This is a genomic window from Luteimonas arsenica (assembly GCF_004352825.1).
GTDB lineage: Bacteria > Pseudomonadota > Gammaproteobacteria > Xanthomonadales > Xanthomonadaceae > Luteimonas > Luteimonas arsenica.
The window spans coordinates 778,881-794,205 of the sequence record NZ_SJRW01000002.1 but is presented as its reverse complement, the minus strand read 5'-3'; the positions used below and the strand labels follow the sequence as shown (position 1 = coordinate 794,205).

Sequence of the window (15,325 nt, the reverse complement as noted above, 5' to 3'; positions counted from 1 at the left end):
ACATCTCCATCAGTTGCCGAGCAGCAGGCGGATGAGCCACTGGATCACCAGGTCGAACCCGGCCAGCATCAGGCTGATGATCGCGACCACGATCATCACCACCCAGGTCATGCGCAGGGCCTCCTGACGGGTCGGCCAGACCACCTTGCGCAGCTCGAAGCGGGCCTCGGCGAGGAACTCGCGGGTCCGCAGGCCCATGGCGCTGGTCAGGAAGACCACCAGGCCGGCGACCACGCCGCCGACCACCGCCAGAACCCGCAGCGGCATCGGCCACTGGCCTTCGAACCAGTAGAACGCGACCAGCCCGCCGAGCAGCAGCAGGGCTGCAACCACATACTTTGCGAGGTCTCCGGCCGAAGCCTGGTTCCTCGAATGTTCGACCCTGCTGTTCAAGTGGCTATCGCCCTCGTTGCGGCTTGGCACGCCAGGAGGGACTCGAACCCCCAACCTGCGGTTTTGGAGACCGCTGCTCTGCCAATTGAGCTACTGGCGTATATGAAATTTCTCTTGCCTCTTAGACGCCAACGGCGAGCCGCTCCCGACTCGCCCCGGCGTCACGCACCACGGCGGCCAGAGGCCGCCGGGATACGCCGTCTTACTTGTTGATCTTGGCGACGACGCCGGCGCCGACCGTGCGGCCACCCTCGCGGATCGCGAAGCGCAGGCCCTCGTCCATCGCGATCGGGTTGATCAGCGACACCGACATCTTCACGTTGTCGCCCGGCATCACCATCTCCACGCCTTCCGGCAGCTCCACCGCACCCGTGATGTCGGTCGTGCGGAAGTAGAACTGCGGACGGTAGCCCTTGAAGAACGGCGTGTGACGGCCACCCTCGTCCTTCGACAGCACGTACACCTCGGCCTCGAAGTCCGTGTGCGGCGAGATCGAACCCGGCTTGCACAGCACCTGGCCGCGCTCCACGTCGTCACGCTTCGTGCCGCGCAGCAGCAGGCCCGCGTTGTCGCCCGCCTGGCCCTGGTCCAGCAGCTTGCGGAACATCTCGACGCCGGTCACCGTCGTCTTCTGGGTCGGGCGGATACCGACGATCTCGATCTCCTCGCCCACCTTGATCACGCCGCGCTCGATGCGGCCGGTCACCACGGTGCCGCGGCCCGAGATCGAGAACACGTCTTCCACCGGCATCAGGAAGGTCTTGTCGACGTCACGCTCCGGCTCCGGAATCCAGGTGTCCAGCGCTTCCACCAGCTTGATGATCGCCGGCACGCCGATGTCCGACTGGTCGCCTTCCAGCGCCTTCAGCGCCGAACCGTGCACGATCGGGGTGTCGTCGCCCGGGAAGTCGTACTTCGACAGCAGCTCGCGGACTTCCATCTCCACCAGTTCCAGCAGCTCCGCGTCGTCCACCATGTCCGCCTTGTTCAGGAAGACCACGATGTACGGCACGCCCACCTGGCGGGCCAGCAGGATGTGCTCGCGCGTCTGCGGCATCGGGCCGTCGGCGGCCGAGCACACCAGGATCGCGCCGTCCATCTGCGCCGCACCCGTGATCATGTTCTTCACGTAGTCGGCGTGGCCCGGGCAGTCCACGTGCGCGTAGTGGCGCGTCGGGCTCTCGTATTCCACGTGCGAGGTCGAGATCGTGATGCCGCGCGCCTTCTCTTCCGGCGCCTTGTCGATCGCGTCGTAGGCGTGGAACTCGCCGCCGAAACGCTCCGCACCGATCTTCGTCAGCGCCGCCGTCAGCGTCGTCTTGCCGTGGTCCACGTGACCGATCGTGCCCACGTTCACGTGGGGCTTGGTGCGCTCGAACTTACCCTTGGCCATGATTGCGTATCTCGTTGAACTGTTGAATGGAGGGCCGCGCTTGCCGCTGCGGCCCGAAGATGGTGCTCACGAATGGAATCGAACCATCGACCTCCTCCTTACCAAGGAGGTGCTCTACCGACTGAGCTACGTGAGCGTGAGTTGTGCCCTGGCGACGTGGCTGCCAATGATACCCCGCGATGGAGCGGGAGACGGGAATCGAACCCGCACCATCAGCTTGGAAGGCTGAGGTTCTACCATTGAACTACTCCCGCGCCGGGGATGTACTGGTGGAGGGAGGTGGATTCGAACCACCGAAGGCGTAAGCCAGCAGATTTACAGTCTGCCCCCGTTGGCCGCTTGGGTATCCCTCCAGCACGACAAACCGCTGAAACCAGCCCACGATTTTGACGGTCAAGAACGCGGCTGTCAACGCCTGTCGACGTCCTGATTCTCCGCCCGGCGACCGCCGGGCGGGCGCGGTGCCCACCGGGCTCAGACGTTGAAGCGGAAGTGCAGGACGTCGCCTTCCTGCACCCGGTACTCCTTGCCCTCCAGCCGCAGCCGGCCGGCCTCGCGCGCGCCGGCCTCGCCGCGGTAGCGGATGAAGTCGTCGTAACCGATGGTCTCGGCGCGGATGAAGCCCTTTTCGAAGTCGGTGTGGATCACCGCGGCCGCCTGCGGCGCGGTGGAGCCGGCCTTGACCGTCCACGCCCGGACCTCCTTCACGCCGGCGGTGAAGTAGGTCTGCAGGCCCAGCAGGTTGTAGGCGGCCCGGATCACCCGGTTGAGGCCCGGCTCGTCCAGGCCCAGGTCCTTCAGGAACTCGTCGCGGTCGGCGTCGTCGAGCTGGCTCAGCTCCTCCTCGATGGCGGCCGAGACCGGCACCACCTCGGCGCCCTCGCCCGCCGCCCGCGCACGCACGGCGTCCAGGTGCGGGTTGCCCTCGAAGCCGTCCTCGAGCACGTTGGCGACGTACATCACCGGCTTCAGGGTCAGCAGGAACAGGTCGCGCACCGCGGCGCGGTCGTCGTCGGACAGGCCCAGCGCGCGCGCCGGCCGGCCGGCGTCCAGGCCCTCGCGCACCCGCGCCAGCACCTCGACCCGGGCCTTCGCGTCCTTGTCGCCGGTCTTGGCCGAGCGCTCGGCGCGCTGCAGGGCCTTCTCCACCGACTCCAGGTCGGCCAGGGCCAGCTCGGTGTCGATCGTGTCGATGTCGGCGATCGGGTCGACCCGGTTGGCGACGTGGATGACGTCGGGGTGCTCGAAGCAGCGCACCACGTGGGTGATCGCGTCGACCTCGCGGATGTGGGCCAGGAACTTGTTGCCCAGGCCCTCGCCGCTGGCGGCCCCGGCCACCAGGCCGGCGATGTCGACGAACTCGACCGCCGTCGGGATCACCTTCTGCGGATTGATGATTTCAGCCAGGGCATTGAGCCGCGGATCCGGCACCGGCACCACGCCGACGTTGGGCTCGATCGTGCAGAAGGGGAAGTTGGCCGCGGCGATGCCCGCCTTGGTCAACGCATTGAAGAGGGTCGACTTGCCGACGTTCGGCAGGCCGACGATGCCGCAGGTGATGCCCATAAGCTGTCAGGTCCTGTTGGTGTGCAGCCGCTTCATGGCTTCGCTGTAATCGCCGGCCATGGCCAGCGGCAGCACGTCGAGCGCGTCGTCGACGGCGCGCCCGATGAGGATGTCGTCGTCCGGCGACGGGCGCCCCAGCACCCAGCCCGTGACCCGGTCCTTGTGGCCGGGGTGGCCGATGCCGACGCGCAGGCGGTGGAAGCGGCCGTGTCCGAGCAGGCGCATGGTGTCGCGCAGCCCGTTCTGGCCGCCGTGGCCGCCGTCGAACTTGAGCCGGGCCGTGCCCGGGGGAAGATCCAGCTCGTCGTGCACCAGCAGCGCCTGCTCCGGCTCGATCTTCCAGAAGCGCAGCGCGGCCAGCACCGACTTGCCGCTGAGGTTCATGTACGTGGCCGGCTTCAGCAGCCAGGCCTCGTGGCCGGCGATCCGCACTTTCGCGGTTTCGCCGAACAGCTTGCCGTCGACCTTGAAACGCTCGCCTTCGCGCTCGGCCAGGGCGTCGACAAAACGGAACCCGGCGTTGTGCCGGGTCCGTGCGTGCTCCGGACCGGGATTGCCCAGCCCGACGATGAGTCGGAGACCGTCCATCGCTTCGGCGCATGCCGGCACCTCCAGCAGGAAGCGCCGGCGCGCTGCGCCCTGTTACTCCGCGCCTTCGCCTTCGGCGTCGTCCTGCTTGCTGGCAGGCACGTCCGCGTCCGGGGCCTCGGCAGCCTCGCCAGCCTCGGGCTCGGCCTCGACGCGCGCGTGGCGGGCCACGGCGACGGCGGGGTTGTGCTCGTCGTCGATCTTCGCGACCAGCTCCACGCCCTCGGGCAGCACGACGTCGGACAGGTGCACGGTGTCACCGACCTCCATGTTCGACAGGTCGACTTCGATCGACTCGGGCAGCTTGCCCGGCAGGCAGGTCACCTCGACCTCGTTCATTTCCTGGGTCAGGACCACGCCCGCGGACTTGCCGGCCGGCGACTGGTCGGCGTTGACCAGGTGCAGCGGCACGTTGACGCGGATCGCCTCGTTGGCGTTCACGCGCTGGAAGTCCAGGTGCATGATGACCTGCTTGTAGGGATGGCGCTGCATGTCGCGCAGGAGCACGGCCTGCACCTTGCCATCGACTTCGAGGTCGAGGATCGACGAGTAGAACCACTCGTGCTGGCTCGCGACCCAGATCTTCTCCTGGTCGAGCTGGATGCTCTGCGGGGCGGCGTCGCCGCCGTAGATGATGGCCGGGATGCTGCCGGCATGACGCAGGCGGCGGCTCGCACCCTTCCCCTCGTCCTTGCGGCTGGCGGCCGTGATCTTGTGGTTGCTCATTTTCGTTTGCTCACTTGCTTGGATGGCCCGCCTCGCGGCGGATGGATGGCTCCCCCGCGACCAGGGAAGCCGGAAACTGATGCGGGTCGGACCGCGGCCGGGGCCGTCAGTCCACGTACAGGGAACTCACCGATTCGCCGCCGGCGATGCGGCGGATGGTTTCGGCCAGCAGCTCGGCGACGCTGAGCTGGCGGATGCGGCCGCAGGCGCGGGCCGCGTCGGAAAGCGGAATGGTATCAGTGACCACCAGCTCGTCGAGCTGGGAGCGGGTGACATTGTCGATGGCAGCGCCCGACAGCACCGGGTGGGTGCAGTAGGCCACCACCTTGGTGGCGCCATGCTCCTTGAGCGCCGCAGCGGCCGCGCACAGGGTGCCGGCGGTGTCGACGATGTCGTCGACCAGCACGCAGGTCTTGCCGGACACGTCGCCGATGATGTTCATCACGGTGGCGACGTTGGCCTTGGGGCGGCGCTTGTCGATGATCGCGAGGTCGGCGTCGTCCAGGCGCTTGGCGATGGCGCGGGCGCGGACCACGCCGCCCACGTCCGGGCTGACCACGACCATGTTGTCGGTGCCGTGGGCGCGCCAGATGTCGGCCAGCAGCAGCGGCGAGGCGTAGACGTTGTCCAGCGGGATATCGAAGAAGCCCTGGATCTGGTCGGCGTGCAGGTCGACGGTCAGCAGGCCATCGGCGCCGGCGGCGGTGAACATGCGCGCGGCGAGCTTGGCCGTGATCGGCACGCGCGAGGAGCGCATGCGGCGGTCCTGGCGGGCATAGCCGAAGTACGGCACCACCGCGGTGACGCTGCTGGCCGAGGCGCGCTTGAGCGCGTCGATCAGGGCCAGCACTTCCATCAGGTGCTCGGCGGACGGCGCGCAGGTGGGCTGCACCACGAACACGTCCTGGCGGCGCACGTTCTCCTCGATCTCGACCTGGACCTCGCCGTCGGAGAAGGTCGACACCAGGGCCTTGCCGGGGCGCACGCCGAGCTCGCGGCACACCGCCTGCGCAAGCGGACGGTTGGCATTGCCGGAGAAGATCAGCAGGTTGCCATCACCCTTTTTCACTGGACTACTCCGCTCTGACGCTGTGCGACGACGATTGAATTGGCAGGGGCGGCAGGATTCGAACCTGCGAATGCCGGGATCAAAACCCGGTGCCTTAGGCCTCTTGGCGACGCCCCTGCGGTGGCCAGGCCGCAAGTGCATCGAGCAGCGGCGAGCGCGCCGCGCCGGCCGCCACCCAGGCGCGAAGCCCCGGCGGCAGCCCGGCGAGCGCGGCTCCGGCGGCATCGCGCGTGGCGAATTCGACGAAGCAGCCGCTGCCCGTCCCGGTCAGTCGTGGCCTGCCGACGCGCGAAAGCCGCTGGAAGGCGGCCTCGACGGCCGGTTCCAGGCAACGCAGCACCGGCTCGAACACGTTGCCGAGCGGAGCACCCGAAGCGAAGTCGGATATTGTCGCGGGCGCGGCATCCCTCGTCAATTCAGGGGCTTGGAACAGCGCCGCGGTGGGCACGTGGACACCGGGATCGACCAGCAGGTACCAGGCCAGCGGCAACGCCAGCGGAACCAGCCGCTCGCCCACGCCCTCGGCCCAGGCGTTCTCGCCGCGCACGAACACCGGGACGTCGGCCCCGAGCCGGGCACCCAGCGCGGCCAGCGCGTCGACGCCCGCGTCCAGGCCCCAGACCGCATCCAGCGCGCGCAGCACGGTGGCCGCATCGGAGGATCCACCGCCGAAGCCACCCCCCGCCGGGGTGCGCTTTTCGACGCGGATGTCTGCACCCTGGGCGACGTTGAACTCCGATTGCAGCAATTTCGCCGCACGAAGGCTGAGATCGGCCGCCTCCGGAACCGCCGCCAGGTCGTCGCCGTGACGGACGATCCGGCCATCGTCGCGGGGCCGCAGGTGCACGGTGTCGCCCCAGTCGAGGATCCGGAACACCGTCTGCAGCTCGTGGTAGCCGTCGTCGCGGCGCCCGGTGATGTGCAGGAACAGGTTGAGCTTGGCCGGCGCCGGCCAGGCCGACCATTCGGCCACGCTCACGTCCCGGTCCCGCCCCAGTCGTCCACCACCAGGCGCACGCCGGCGTCGCCGCGGCGAGCGTCGATGCGCAGGGGCAGCGCCGGACCGGCCACGCCCGCCGGCCGCCAGCTGCGGAAATCGATACTCCAGCCGGCCTGCTCCAGCCGTGCCGGCAGCAGGTCGGCGCCGAAGTCCAGGCGCGCGGGTCCGTGCACGGCCTCGTCGGCGGGCAGGCCACGCAGCCAGGCGCCCAGCGCATCCACCGGCACTTCGAGCCCGGTGGCCTCGAACAGCAGGATCTGGCCGTCGGGGCCGCGGCGGGTGCCGCCTTCCAGGCCGTCCAGGCGCGCGCCGCCGGCATCGACCGCCAGCCGCCAGCTCTGTCGGGTCACCGGCGCGGCCAGCCCGACCTCGAAGGCCTCGCCGTCCTGGCGCCATTCGATGCGGCCGCTGCCGCCCTTGCCGGCGCGGGTGATCGAGGCGCGCCCGGACAGGCTCCAGGCCGGTAAGGCGGCCAGGGCCTGGGCGCGCGCGGCCTGCAGGCCCTCGGCCTGCGCCTGCGCCACGGGGTCGAGGGCGGGCACCACCGCCGGTGCCGGCGGCCGCGTCGCGCAGGCCGCGAGCGCGCCGGCGCAGGCCAGCGCGAACAGGATGCGTTTTGCCGTCATGCGCCGATGTCCTCCATGGCCCGGCGCAGCGCGCGGTTCTCGGGGTCGATGCCGCGCGCCTGCTCGAACCACTCCATGGCCTCGTCGCGCCGGCCCAGCTCCCAGAGCACGGTGCCGACGTGGGAGGCGATCTCGGCGTCCTTTTCCAGCACGAAGGCGCGGCGCAGCTCGACCAGGGCCTCCTCGTGGCGGCCCAGTCGATGCAGGACCCAGCCGTAGCTGTCGATGATCGCCGCGTTCGTGGGCTCGGCCATGCGCGCGCGCTCGATCAGCTCCAGCGCTTCCTCGTAGCGGTCGGTGCGGTCGGCCAGGGTGTAGCCAAGCGCGTTGAGCGCCGCGGTGCTGTCGGGTTCGGCGACGAGGATGCGGCGCAGGTCGGCCTCCGCGCGCGGGATGTCGTCGCGGCGCTCCCACATCAGGGCGCGCGAGTACAGCAGCGCGGACTCGTCGGAAAAGGCGGCCAGGCCACGGGCCAGGGCGTCGAGTTCGCCGGCATCGTCGTTGTCGGCGCGGCGCAGCTCCGACTCCATCAGGTAGGCATCGCGGCGCAGGCGCTCGTCGACGGTCGCGTCCTGCTGCAGCGCGCGCAGCTCGTCCCAGGCTTCGTCGCGGCGACCGAGGTCGTGCAGGACCTTCGGCGCGCGCAGCCGCGCGGTGGAACGCTGCTCGCCGCCGGGCACGCTGCGGTACCACTCCAGGGCCTCGCCGGGCCGCTCCAGGAACTCGGCCACCTGGCCCAGCAGCAACCGGCGCGCGGGATTGGGCACTTCCGCGCCCTCGGAGAGGCCTTCGTACAGGGCGGTCAGCGACTCGGTGTCCTTGGCTTCGGCCAGCAGCGAGGCGCGCAGCGCCACCACCGCCAGGTCGTCGCCGGCCGCGGGCGCGGCTTCGAGCAGGGCCGCCCCGGCGACCGGGTCACCCAGTTCGGCATAGGCCAGTGCCAGTCGCTCGCGGATGCGCGGGGCCGCCGCCATCGACGCGCTGGTGGCAAGGCCGTCGAGCACCTCGCGCGCCTCGGCGGTGCGACCGGCGCGGTGCAGGTGGCTCACGCGCAGCAGGCCCATCGCCGGATCGCCGGGGTGGAGTTCGCGCGCGACCTCGTCGATGCGGCCGAACAGGACGTCGTCGCCCAGACCCAGGGCCAGCTGGCCGGCCGCGGCCAGGGCCATGGATCCGGTCGGCAGCGCGCCCCGGTCGAACAGCTGGCCGAGCACCCGCGCCGACAGGGCCGGGTCGCGGCTGCCGGTGCCGATCACGCTGAACGCCGCCAGCCAGCCGCGGGCGCCGCCCTCGCGCAGCATCGACTCCAGCTCCCGCCGGGCCGCCCGGACCTGGCCGGTGCGCAGGGCCAGGGTGGCCTTCGCCCCCTGCATCGCGACCGATTCCGGGGCGCGCCGGCTCCACAGCGCCAAGGCTTCCTTCAGTGCCCGGTCGTCGCGCCCCATCAGGGCGTAGCGGGTGGCGCGGGCGGCCAGGGCCTCGTCGTCGGGCGCGGCGCGGGCGGCCTTCAGGTACCAGTCCACGGCCTCGTCCAGGCGTCCGGCCGAAACCGCGAACTCGGCCGCCATCACTTCGCGCAGCGGCTGCCCGGGAGCGGCGGACTCGCGCGCGGCGGCCGGCCCCACGGCGAAGAAGGCCACGCACAGGGCGGCGGCCAGCAGCAGGGAGCTGGAAACGGGGGCGGAAGGGCCCCGGCGGGCGCTCCGGGACGCGCGGTGCGCAGGCACCGTAAAATGTCGCCGTGTCATGCCAGCACTTTATCGCAAGCACCTGAACCCATGAGCCTCGTCGCCATCGGCCTCAACCACCAGACCGCGCCCGTCGACCTGCGCGAACGGGTGGCCTTTGCCGACGACCGGCTGCAGGACGCGCTGGCCGCCCTGCGCGCCCTGCCCGGCGTGCACGAGGTGGCGCTGCTGTCGACCTGCAACCGCACCGAACTGTATGCCGTGGCCGACGACCACGGCCGCGCCCTGGTGAACTGGCTGGCCACCCATCCCGAGGACCCGGCCGGCGACGCCGGCTCGCTGCAGGCCTATCTGTACCGCCATGCCGACGACGAGGCCGCACGCCACCTGTTCCGGGTCGCCACCGGCCTGGACTCGATGGTGCTGGGCGAGCCGCAGATCCTCGGCCAGGTGAAGCAGGCCTGGGCGGCTGCGCGCGGCGCGGGCACGCTCGGCAGCCACCTCGACCGCCTGTTCCAGCACGCCTTCGTCACCGCCAAGCGCGCGCGCACCGAAACCCGCATCGGTACCAGCCCGGTGTCGATGGCCTCGATGGCGGTGCGCCTGGCGCAGGACAGCTTCGCGCGGCCGGAGGACTCGGTCGCGCTGCTGGTCGGTGCCGGCGAGACCATCGAGCTGGCCGCGCGCCACCTTGCCGCGGCCAAGGTGAAGCGGCTGATAGTCGCCAACCGCACCTACCGCCACGCCGAGGAGCTCGCGCACCGCCACGGCGGCACCGCGCTGCCACTGGAAGAGCTGCACCACCACCTGCACCTGGCCGACATCGTGCTGTCGGCCACTGCCAGCCGCACGCCGGTGATCCGCCGCGCCGGGGTCGAGGCCGCGCTGGCCGCGCGCCGCCACCGCCCCATGCTGCTGCTCGACCTGGCCGTGCCGCGCGACATCGAGCCCGAAGTCGGCAGCCTGCGTGACGCCTACCTGTACACCGTCGACGACCTCGAGCGCGCGGTCGAGGACAACCGCCGCAACCGCCGCGAGGCCGCCGACGCCGCGGAATCCATCATCGACCTGCAGGTGGCGCACTACGCGCGCCTGCAGGCCACCGGCGCGCGCAGCGGCCCGATCAAACGCCTGCGCGCCCATGGCGACGCGGTTCGCGCCGAAGTGCTGGAGCGCGCCCGCCAGCAGCTCGCCGCCGGGCAGTCGCCCGAGGCCGCGCTGGAGTACCTGGCCCACACCCTCACCAACCGCCTGCTGCACCCGCCGACCGCGGCCCTGCGCGAAGCCGCGGCCAGCGGCGACGCCGCCCTGCTCGACGCGGTCGCGCGCATGCTGCCGCTCGACCCGCCGCCCCCCGACGACACCGCCGACCGCGATGCTGCCGACGCTGCGCCGTAAGCTCGAGGCGCTGGCCGAACGCCGCGACGAGCTCGAGCGCCTGCTCGCCGAGCCGTCCGTGGCCGCCGACCAGGCGAAGTTCCGCGCCCTGTCGCGCGAGTTCGCCGGCCTGGAACCGCTGGCCTCCGCGCTGGCCGACGAAGCCCGCGCGCGCGCCGACCTCGAAGCCGCCGAGGCCATGCGCGCCGACCCCGAGCTGCGCGAACTGGCCGAGGACGAGGTAGAGGCCGCCACCGCGCGCCTGGCCCAACTCGACGACACCCTGATGGCCCTGCTCGTGCCGCGTGACGCGCGCGACGACGGCGGCATCTACCTGGAAGTCCGCGCCGGCACCGGCGGCGACGAGGCCGCGATCTTCGCCGGCGATCTGCTGCGCATGTACACCCGCTACGCCGAGCGCCAGGGCTGGCGGATCGAGATCGAATCGGCCAGCCAGGGCGAACACGGCGGCTTCCGCGAGGCCGTGGCCCGGATCGAGGGCAGCGGCGTCTACGCGCGGCTGAAGTTCGAATCCGGCACCCACCGCGTGCAGCGCGTGCCCGAGACCGAATCGCAGGGCCGCATCCACACCTCGGCGGCGACGGTGGCGATCATCGCGGTCGAAGAAGAAGGCGAGCCGGTGGAGATCAACCCCGCCGACCTGCGCGTCGACACCTTCCGCTCCTCGGGCGCCGGCGGCCAGCACGTCAACAAGACCGACTCCGCGATCCGCATCACCCACATCCCGTCCGGCGTGGTGGTGGAGTCGCAGACCGAGCGCTCGCAGCACGCCAACCGCGACAAGGCGATGAAGCGCCTGCGCGCCACCCTGGCCGAAGCCGAGGCCGAGCGCCGCGCCGCGGCCACCGCCGCCAGCCGCAAGCTCCAGGTCGGCAGCGGCGACCGCAGCCAGCGCATCCGCACCTACAACTACCCCCAGGGCCGGATCACCGACCACCGCGTCGAGGGCCTGACCCTGTACGACCTGCCCAACGTCATGGACGGCGCGCTCGACGCCCTGGTGGAGCGCCTGACGCGCGAACACCAGGCCGACGAACTGGCACGGCTGTCGGGGCAGGCGGCGTGAACCACCCGGCATGAGCCGGGAAAGGAGACGGCAATGGCGGTGATCAAGGGCAAGGCCTACGCGCGCGAGATCGGGCAGCTGCAGCACGAACTGGTGGCGATGGCGCGCTGGGCGCGGCACCGCGGCGAACGCATCGCGATCATCCTCGAGGGCCGCGACACCGCCGGCAAGGGCGGCACCGCCAAGGCCATCACCGAGCACCTGGACACCCGCCAGTTCCGCGTGGTCGCGCTGCCCAAGCCGAGCGAACGCGAGCAGGGCCAGTGGTATTTCCAGCGTTACGTCCGCCACCTGCCCACGGCCGGCGAGATCGTCCTGTTCGACCGCAGCTGGTACAACCGCGCCGGCGTGGAGAAGGTGATGGGCTTCGCCACCGACGCCCAGGTCAAGGCCTTCCTGGAGCAGGTGCCGGCGTTCGAGAAGCTGCTGGTCGACGACGGCATCCGCCTGTTCAAGTACTGGCTGTGCTGCGACCAGGAACAGCAGGAAGAACGCTTCGCCGAGCGGCTCGAGGATCCGCTCAAGGCCTGGAAGCTGTCGCCGATCGACGTCGAGGCACGCCTGCGCTACGACGACTACACCCGTGCCCGCGAAGCCATGCTCAAGGCCACGCACACCAGGCACGCGCCGTGGACGCTGGTCGACTTCAACCACCAGAAATCGGGGCGGCTGGCCCTGATCCGCGACCTGCTCGACCGCCTGCCCGACGTGGCCGTGCCGGAGAGCAGGCCCGACTTCGCGCCGCTGCCCGGCAAGCCGTCGAAGGAGCGCTACGGCGTGCTCAAGCCGATCCCGCGCTACACCATCGAGGACGGCGACTGAGCCGCCACCCGGTGCAGCGGTCGCACGCTCAACCTTCCTGAGCGGCAGCCTGCCCCGGCGCAGGGCCACCGGCGGCTTCGATCGCCTGTTCCAGTTCAAGCGCCGTGACCGGGCCGAGGAAGGTCTTCACCGCACGGCCGTCAGGCGCCACCAGCACCGTCAGCGGCAGCCCGCGCGGGGTCGGGAAGTATTCCGGCGGCTGGTACACATCGACGATGGCCACCGGGTACACCACCGGGCGCTCGGCCAGGAAGGCGCGCAGGGTGTCGGCATCGGTGTCCTCGTAGGCCAGGCCGATCACCTCCACGTGTTCGCGCATCGCATCCAACGCGGACAGCTCCGGCATCTCCTTCAGACAGGGCGCGCACCAGGTCGCCCAGAAGTTCACCACCACCCAGCGGCCACGGCGCTCGGCGAGGTCATAGCGCTCGCCGTCGAGCGTGGTCACGACCAGGGCCGGGAATTCACGATCCGGGGCGGCGCGATCCGGGGTCACGCGGTCGCCGGCCGCGGTCGCGCCGTCATCCGCGGCGGCGGGGTTGGCGGGGCCGGCCGCGTCCTGGTCCGGCGCCGGCGCGCCTTCACGCTGGCAGGCCGCGAGCAGCATCGCGGCAAGGCAGGCGGCAAGTACGTGGCGCATCGGCATGGCGTTCATTCCCGGGTCTGGTCAAGGCAGTCGCCGACGCGGCGACGCAGCAGGTCGCGCAGCGGCAGGCGCAGTTCGTCGATGGTGGCGATCACCGCGGCCCCGTGGGCGTCTTCGGCACCCGGCAGATGCGCCTCGGCGATCGGGATGCGCAACTGGCCGGCCTCGTACAGCTCGGCCAGGCTGAGCTCGTCGAGGTCGCGGGCGAGCAGCCATTCACCGGTCTCGGCGCGCCGTACCACGCTGATCGATTCCAGCTGCGCCAAGGTGTCCTGCACCAGGGTGTCGGTGAGCACCGGCTCGCAGGCGAGGATGTCGTCGCTGTGCAGGCCCCTGCCCTCGCGCCGCGCCTCGCGGAAGCGCGCCAGCAGGCGCAGCATCGCGTAGATCTCGTAGCCCTGCGGCAGGCGCATGTGCGCGGGCTGGTAGCGGAAGGCCGAGACCGAGGCCGCGAAGGAAGCGCCCAGCAGGATGCTCACCCAGCCGAAGTACAGCCACAGCAGGAAGATCGGCACGAAGGCCACCGCGCCGTAGATGTTCTGGTAGGCGTTGAAGCTGCCGAGGTAGATCGAGATCAGGCGGCGGCCGATCTCCAGCAGGACCACCGCCACCACCGAACCCGCGAAGGCGTGCCGCCACTGCACCGTGCGATGCGGCACCACGCGGTAGATCAGGGCGAAGGCCAGCAGCTCGACCACCACCGGCGTGGCATCGAGCATCGCCGACTGCAGCCACTGCCCGGCATCGGTGCGGAACACCTCGAGCTCGAACAGCCGGCCCACCACCGACAGGCTCGCCGCGGCGACCAGCGCGCCCAGCGTCAGCACCGTCCAGTACACCAGGAACCGCGACAGCTGCGGGCGCGCGGTGTGCACGCGCCAGATCCGGTTGAAGGCCGACTCGATCCCGAACAGGGTCACCAGCACCGAGACCACCAGCGCGATCACGCCGACCGCGGTGAGCTTGCCGGTGTTCTCCGAGAACGACAGCAGCCAGTCGCGCACGCCCTGGGCCGAGCTGGGCACGAAATTGGCGAACAGGAACTCGCTCAGCAGATCGCGCCACTCCTCGAACACCGGGAAGGCCGAGAGCACGCCGAAGACCACCATCGACAGCGGCACCAGGGCGAAGGTGGTGGTGAACGACAGCGCGCCGGCGGCCTCGAACAGGCGGTCATCGAGGAAGCGCCGCCACAGGAAGCGCCCGAAACTCATGGCGCGCGCGCGGTCGCGCATGCGATCGGCCCAGCGGTTGAGCGAGTCCAGTGGCTCCATCGTGGCGAGGTTAACCGATCGCGGCGCGGCCGCGGCGCAGCGCGCCGGGCGCGGCTGCGGCTATGCTTCCCGGCCCCGGAGGAGATTCCATGGCCGAGATCCTGGTCCTGTACTACAGCCGCGGCGGCTCGGTCGCGGCCCTTGCACGCCAGGTGGCGCGCGGCATCGGCGAGGTCGAGGGCATGTCCGCGCGCCTGCGCACGGTGCCGCCGGTGGCGCCGGTGACCGTCGCCGCGCAGCCGCCGGTGCCCGACGACGGCGCGCCCTACGTCGAATCCCGCGACCTCGCCGAATGCGCTGGTCTGCTGCTGGGCAGCCCGACCCGCTTCGGCAACATGGCCGCGCCGGTGAAGCACTTCATCGACGGCCTCGGCAGCGAATGGGCCAGCGGCACCCTGGTCGGCAAGCCGGCGGCGGTGTTCACCTCTACGGCCACGATGCACGGCGGCCAGGAATCGACGCTCCTGACGATGATGCTGCCGCTGCTGCACCACGGCTGCGTCATTGCCGGCATCCCGTTCACCGAGCCGGGGCTGTCGGCGACGCGCACCGGCGGCACCCCGTACGGCGCCAGCCACGTCGCCGGCGGCGACAACGACCCCACGCCCAGCGACGAAGAGGCGAAGCTCGCCCGTGCGCTGGGCCGGCGCGTCGCCACGCTCGCGGCGAGGCTGGGCTGATGCCGCTGCCGGCATCGCGGCGCCTGCTCGCCGCCCTGCTGCTGGCGCTGGCGGCGCTGTTCGCGGCCTGGTTCGCGGGCGATGCGCGCTACCTGCAGGCGCTGGCGCTGTTCGCGCTCCCACCGCTGCTGCTCGCCATCGGCGTGCTGGCGCGGCGGCGCACGGCCGCTTTCTGGGCCGGGGTGCTGGCCCTGGGCTGGTTCTGCCATGGCGTGATGCTGGCCTGGGAGCGCAGCGAGGGCCGCGGCTACGCCCTGGGCGAAGTGGCGCTGGCGCTGGGCATCATCGCGGCGGCCAACTGGCCCGGACTGAGCGCGCGCTTCGGCAGCCGCGGCGCCAGGGACTAGAATGCGCACCCGGCCCGCGCGGCGAGCCGGCCAGGCTGTCCGC

16 protein-coding genes and 5 tRNA genes are annotated in these 15,325 nt (G+C 71.2%); 5 read left to right on the top strand and 16 right to left on the bottom strand.

What is annotated here, in order from left to right:
- Positions 1-9: 9 nt before the first annotated feature.
- The 14 genes from secE to E2170_RS11135 form a co-directional block, all read right to left on the bottom strand.
- Positions 10-393 carry a preprotein translocase subunit SecE gene (secE, locus tag E2170_RS11200; RefSeq protein ID WP_133000723.1) on the bottom strand — a complete coding sequence of 128 codons (384 nt, stop codon included), beginning with the start codon at positions 391-393 and terminating at the stop codon, positions 10-12.
- A gap of 24 nt (positions 394-417) precedes the next feature.
- Positions 418-493, bottom strand: a tRNA-Trp gene (locus E2170_RS11195).
- Between the two features lie 102 nt (positions 494-595).
- On the bottom strand, positions 596-1,786 hold the full coding sequence (gene tuf, locus E2170_RS11190; protein WP_133000722.1) for an elongation factor Tu: 1,191 nt from the start codon (positions 1,784-1,786) through the stop codon (positions 596-598).
- Positions 1,787-1,846: 60 nt separating this feature from the next.
- Positions 1,847-1,922: transfer RNA gene (locus E2170_RS11185), tRNA-Thr, on the bottom strand.
- A 44-nt stretch (positions 1,923-1,966) separates the two neighbouring features.
- Positions 1,967-2,040: transfer RNA gene (locus E2170_RS11180), tRNA-Gly, on the bottom strand.
- A 13-nt stretch (positions 2,041-2,053) separates the two neighbouring features.
- Positions 2,054-2,139, bottom strand: a tRNA-Tyr gene (locus E2170_RS11175).
- A gap of 121 nt (positions 2,140-2,260) precedes the next feature.
- The gene (gene ychF, locus E2170_RS11170) at positions 2,261-3,352 is read right to left on the bottom strand and encodes a redox-regulated ATPase YchF (RefSeq protein WP_133000721.1); all 1,092 of its coding nucleotides are present in this window, start codon (positions 3,350-3,352) and stop codon (positions 2,261-2,263) included.
- 6 nt (positions 3,353-3,358) lie between these two features.
- Positions 3,359-3,940, bottom strand: coding sequence for an aminoacyl-tRNA hydrolase (pth, locus tag E2170_RS11165; RefSeq protein WP_133000720.1), 582 nt, complete (start codon positions 3,938-3,940; stop codon positions 3,359-3,361).
- Positions 3,941-3,994: 54 nt separating this feature from the next.
- Positions 3,995-4,666 carry a 50S ribosomal protein L25/general stress protein Ctc gene (locus tag E2170_RS11160; protein WP_133000719.1) on the bottom strand — a complete coding sequence of 224 codons (672 nt, stop codon included), beginning with the start codon at positions 4,664-4,666 and terminating at the stop codon, positions 3,995-3,997.
- Positions 4,667-4,772: 106 nt separating this feature from the next.
- Complete coding sequence (locus E2170_RS11155; RefSeq protein WP_165942224.1) at positions 4,773-5,735, bottom strand: ribose-phosphate diphosphokinase; 963 nt, start codon at positions 5,733-5,735, stop codon at positions 4,773-4,775.
- A gap of 40 nt (positions 5,736-5,775) precedes the next feature.
- Positions 5,776-5,852, bottom strand: a tRNA-Gln gene (locus E2170_RS11150).
- The gene (gene ispE, locus E2170_RS11145) at positions 5,830-6,708 is read right to left on the bottom strand and encodes a 4-(cytidine 5'-diphospho)-2-C-methyl-D-erythritol kinase (protein ID WP_133001183.1); all 879 of its coding nucleotides are present in this window, start codon (positions 6,706-6,708) and stop codon (positions 5,830-5,832) included. Before ispE ends, E2170_RS11150 begins: the two co-directional genes overlap by 23 nt.
- 2 nt (positions 6,709-6,710) lie before the next feature.
- The gene (gene lolB, locus E2170_RS11140; protein ID WP_133000717.1) at positions 6,711-7,361 is read right to left on the bottom strand and encodes a lipoprotein insertase outer membrane protein LolB; all 651 of its coding nucleotides are present in this window, start codon (positions 7,359-7,361) and stop codon (positions 6,711-6,713) included.
- Entirely contained in the window at positions 7,358-9,001 is a 1,644-nt protein-coding gene (locus E2170_RS11135) for a tetratricopeptide repeat protein (RefSeq protein ID WP_243708153.1), read from the bottom strand. Before E2170_RS11135 ends, lolB begins: the two co-directional genes overlap by 4 nt.
- 138 nt (positions 9,002-9,139) lie before the next feature.
- Here E2170_RS11135 and hemA point away from each other — a divergent pair, with 138 nt between their 5' ends.
- The 3 genes from hemA to ppk2 are packed head-to-tail and all read left to right on the top strand — an operon-like array spanning position 9,140 to position 12,335.
- Complete coding sequence (gene hemA / locus E2170_RS11130) at positions 9,140-10,447, top strand: glutamyl-tRNA reductase (RefSeq protein ID WP_133000715.1); 1,308 nt, start codon at positions 9,140-9,142, stop codon at positions 10,445-10,447.
- Positions 10,425-11,513, top strand: coding sequence for a peptide chain release factor 1 (prfA, locus tag E2170_RS11125; protein ID WP_133000714.1), 1,089 nt, complete (start codon positions 10,425-10,427; stop codon positions 11,511-11,513). Before hemA ends, prfA begins: the two co-directional genes overlap by 23 nt.
- A gap of 33 nt (positions 11,514-11,546) precedes the next feature.
- Positions 11,547-12,335, top strand: a complete 789-nt coding sequence (gene ppk2, locus E2170_RS11120; protein WP_133000713.1) for a polyphosphate kinase 2 — start codon at positions 11,547-11,549, stop codon at positions 12,333-12,335.
- Between the two features lie 28 nt (positions 12,336-12,363).
- Here ppk2 and E2170_RS11115 read toward each other — a convergent pair whose 3' ends face one another.
- Positions 12,364-12,981 (bottom strand): TlpA family protein disulfide reductase, encoded by a 618-nt coding sequence (locus E2170_RS11115; RefSeq protein ID WP_133001182.1) that lies wholly within the window; start codon positions 12,979-12,981, stop codon positions 12,364-12,366.
- Between the two features lie 5 nt (positions 12,982-12,986).
- Positions 12,987-14,255 (bottom strand): YihY family inner membrane protein, encoded by a 1,269-nt coding sequence (locus tag E2170_RS11110; RefSeq protein WP_133000712.1) that lies wholly within the window; start codon positions 14,253-14,255, stop codon positions 12,987-12,989.
- Between the two features lie 89 nt (positions 14,256-14,344).
- Between E2170_RS11110 and wrbA the strand changes: the two genes are divergently transcribed.
- Entirely contained in the window at positions 14,345-14,935 is a 591-nt protein-coding gene (gene wrbA / locus E2170_RS11105; RefSeq protein WP_133000711.1) for an NAD(P)H:quinone oxidoreductase, read from the top strand.
- On the top strand, positions 14,935-15,282 hold the full coding sequence (locus E2170_RS11100; RefSeq protein ID WP_133000710.1) for a DUF2069 domain-containing protein: 348 nt from the start codon (positions 14,935-14,937) through the stop codon (positions 15,280-15,282). The genes wrbA and E2170_RS11100 overlap by 1 nt, the downstream gene beginning before the upstream one ends.
- Positions 15,283-15,325 lie beyond the last annotated feature (43 nt).

Bases quoted from the DNA above. Each gene is read 5' to 3' on its own strand.
- tuf (WP_133000722.1), bottom strand. From the start codon at position 1,786: ATGGCCAAGGGTAAGTTCGAGCGCACCAAGCCCCACGTGAACGTGGGC.
- ychF (WP_133000721.1), bottom strand. From the start codon at position 3,352: ATGGGCATCACCTGCGGCATCGTCGGCCTGCCGAACGTCGGCAAGTCG.
- pth (WP_133000720.1), bottom strand. From the start codon at position 3,940: ATGGACGGTCTCCGACTCATCGTCGGGCTGGGCAATCCCGGTCCGGAG.
- E2170_RS11160 (WP_133000719.1), bottom strand. From the start codon at position 4,666: ATGAGCAACCACAAGATCACGGCCGCCAGCCGCAAGGACGAGGGGAAG.
- lolB (WP_133000717.1), bottom strand. From the start codon at position 7,361: ATGACGGCAAAACGCATCCTGTTCGCGCTGGCCTGCGCCGGCGCGCTC.
- hemA (WP_133000715.1), top strand. From the start codon at position 9,140: ATGAGCCTCGTCGCCATCGGCCTCAACCACCAGACCGCGCCCGTCGAC.
- prfA (WP_133000714.1), top strand. From the start codon at position 10,425: ATGCTGCCGACGCTGCGCCGTAAGCTCGAGGCGCTGGCCGAACGCCGC.
- ppk2 (WP_133000713.1), top strand. From the start codon at position 11,547: ATGGCGGTGATCAAGGGCAAGGCCTACGCGCGCGAGATCGGGCAGCTG.
- E2170_RS11115 (WP_133001182.1), bottom strand. From the start codon at position 12,981: ATGCCGATGCGCCACGTACTTGCCGCCTGCCTTGCCGCGATGCTGCTC.
- E2170_RS11110 (WP_133000712.1), bottom strand. From the start codon at position 14,255: ATGGAGCCACTGGACTCGCTCAACCGCTGGGCCGATCGCATGCGCGAC.
- wrbA (WP_133000711.1), top strand. From the start codon at position 14,345: ATGGCCGAGATCCTGGTCCTGTACTACAGCCGCGGCGGCTCGGTCGCG.
- E2170_RS11100 (WP_133000710.1), top strand. From the start codon at position 14,935: ATGCCGCTGCCGGCATCGCGGCGCCTGCTCGCCGCCCTGCTGCTGGCG.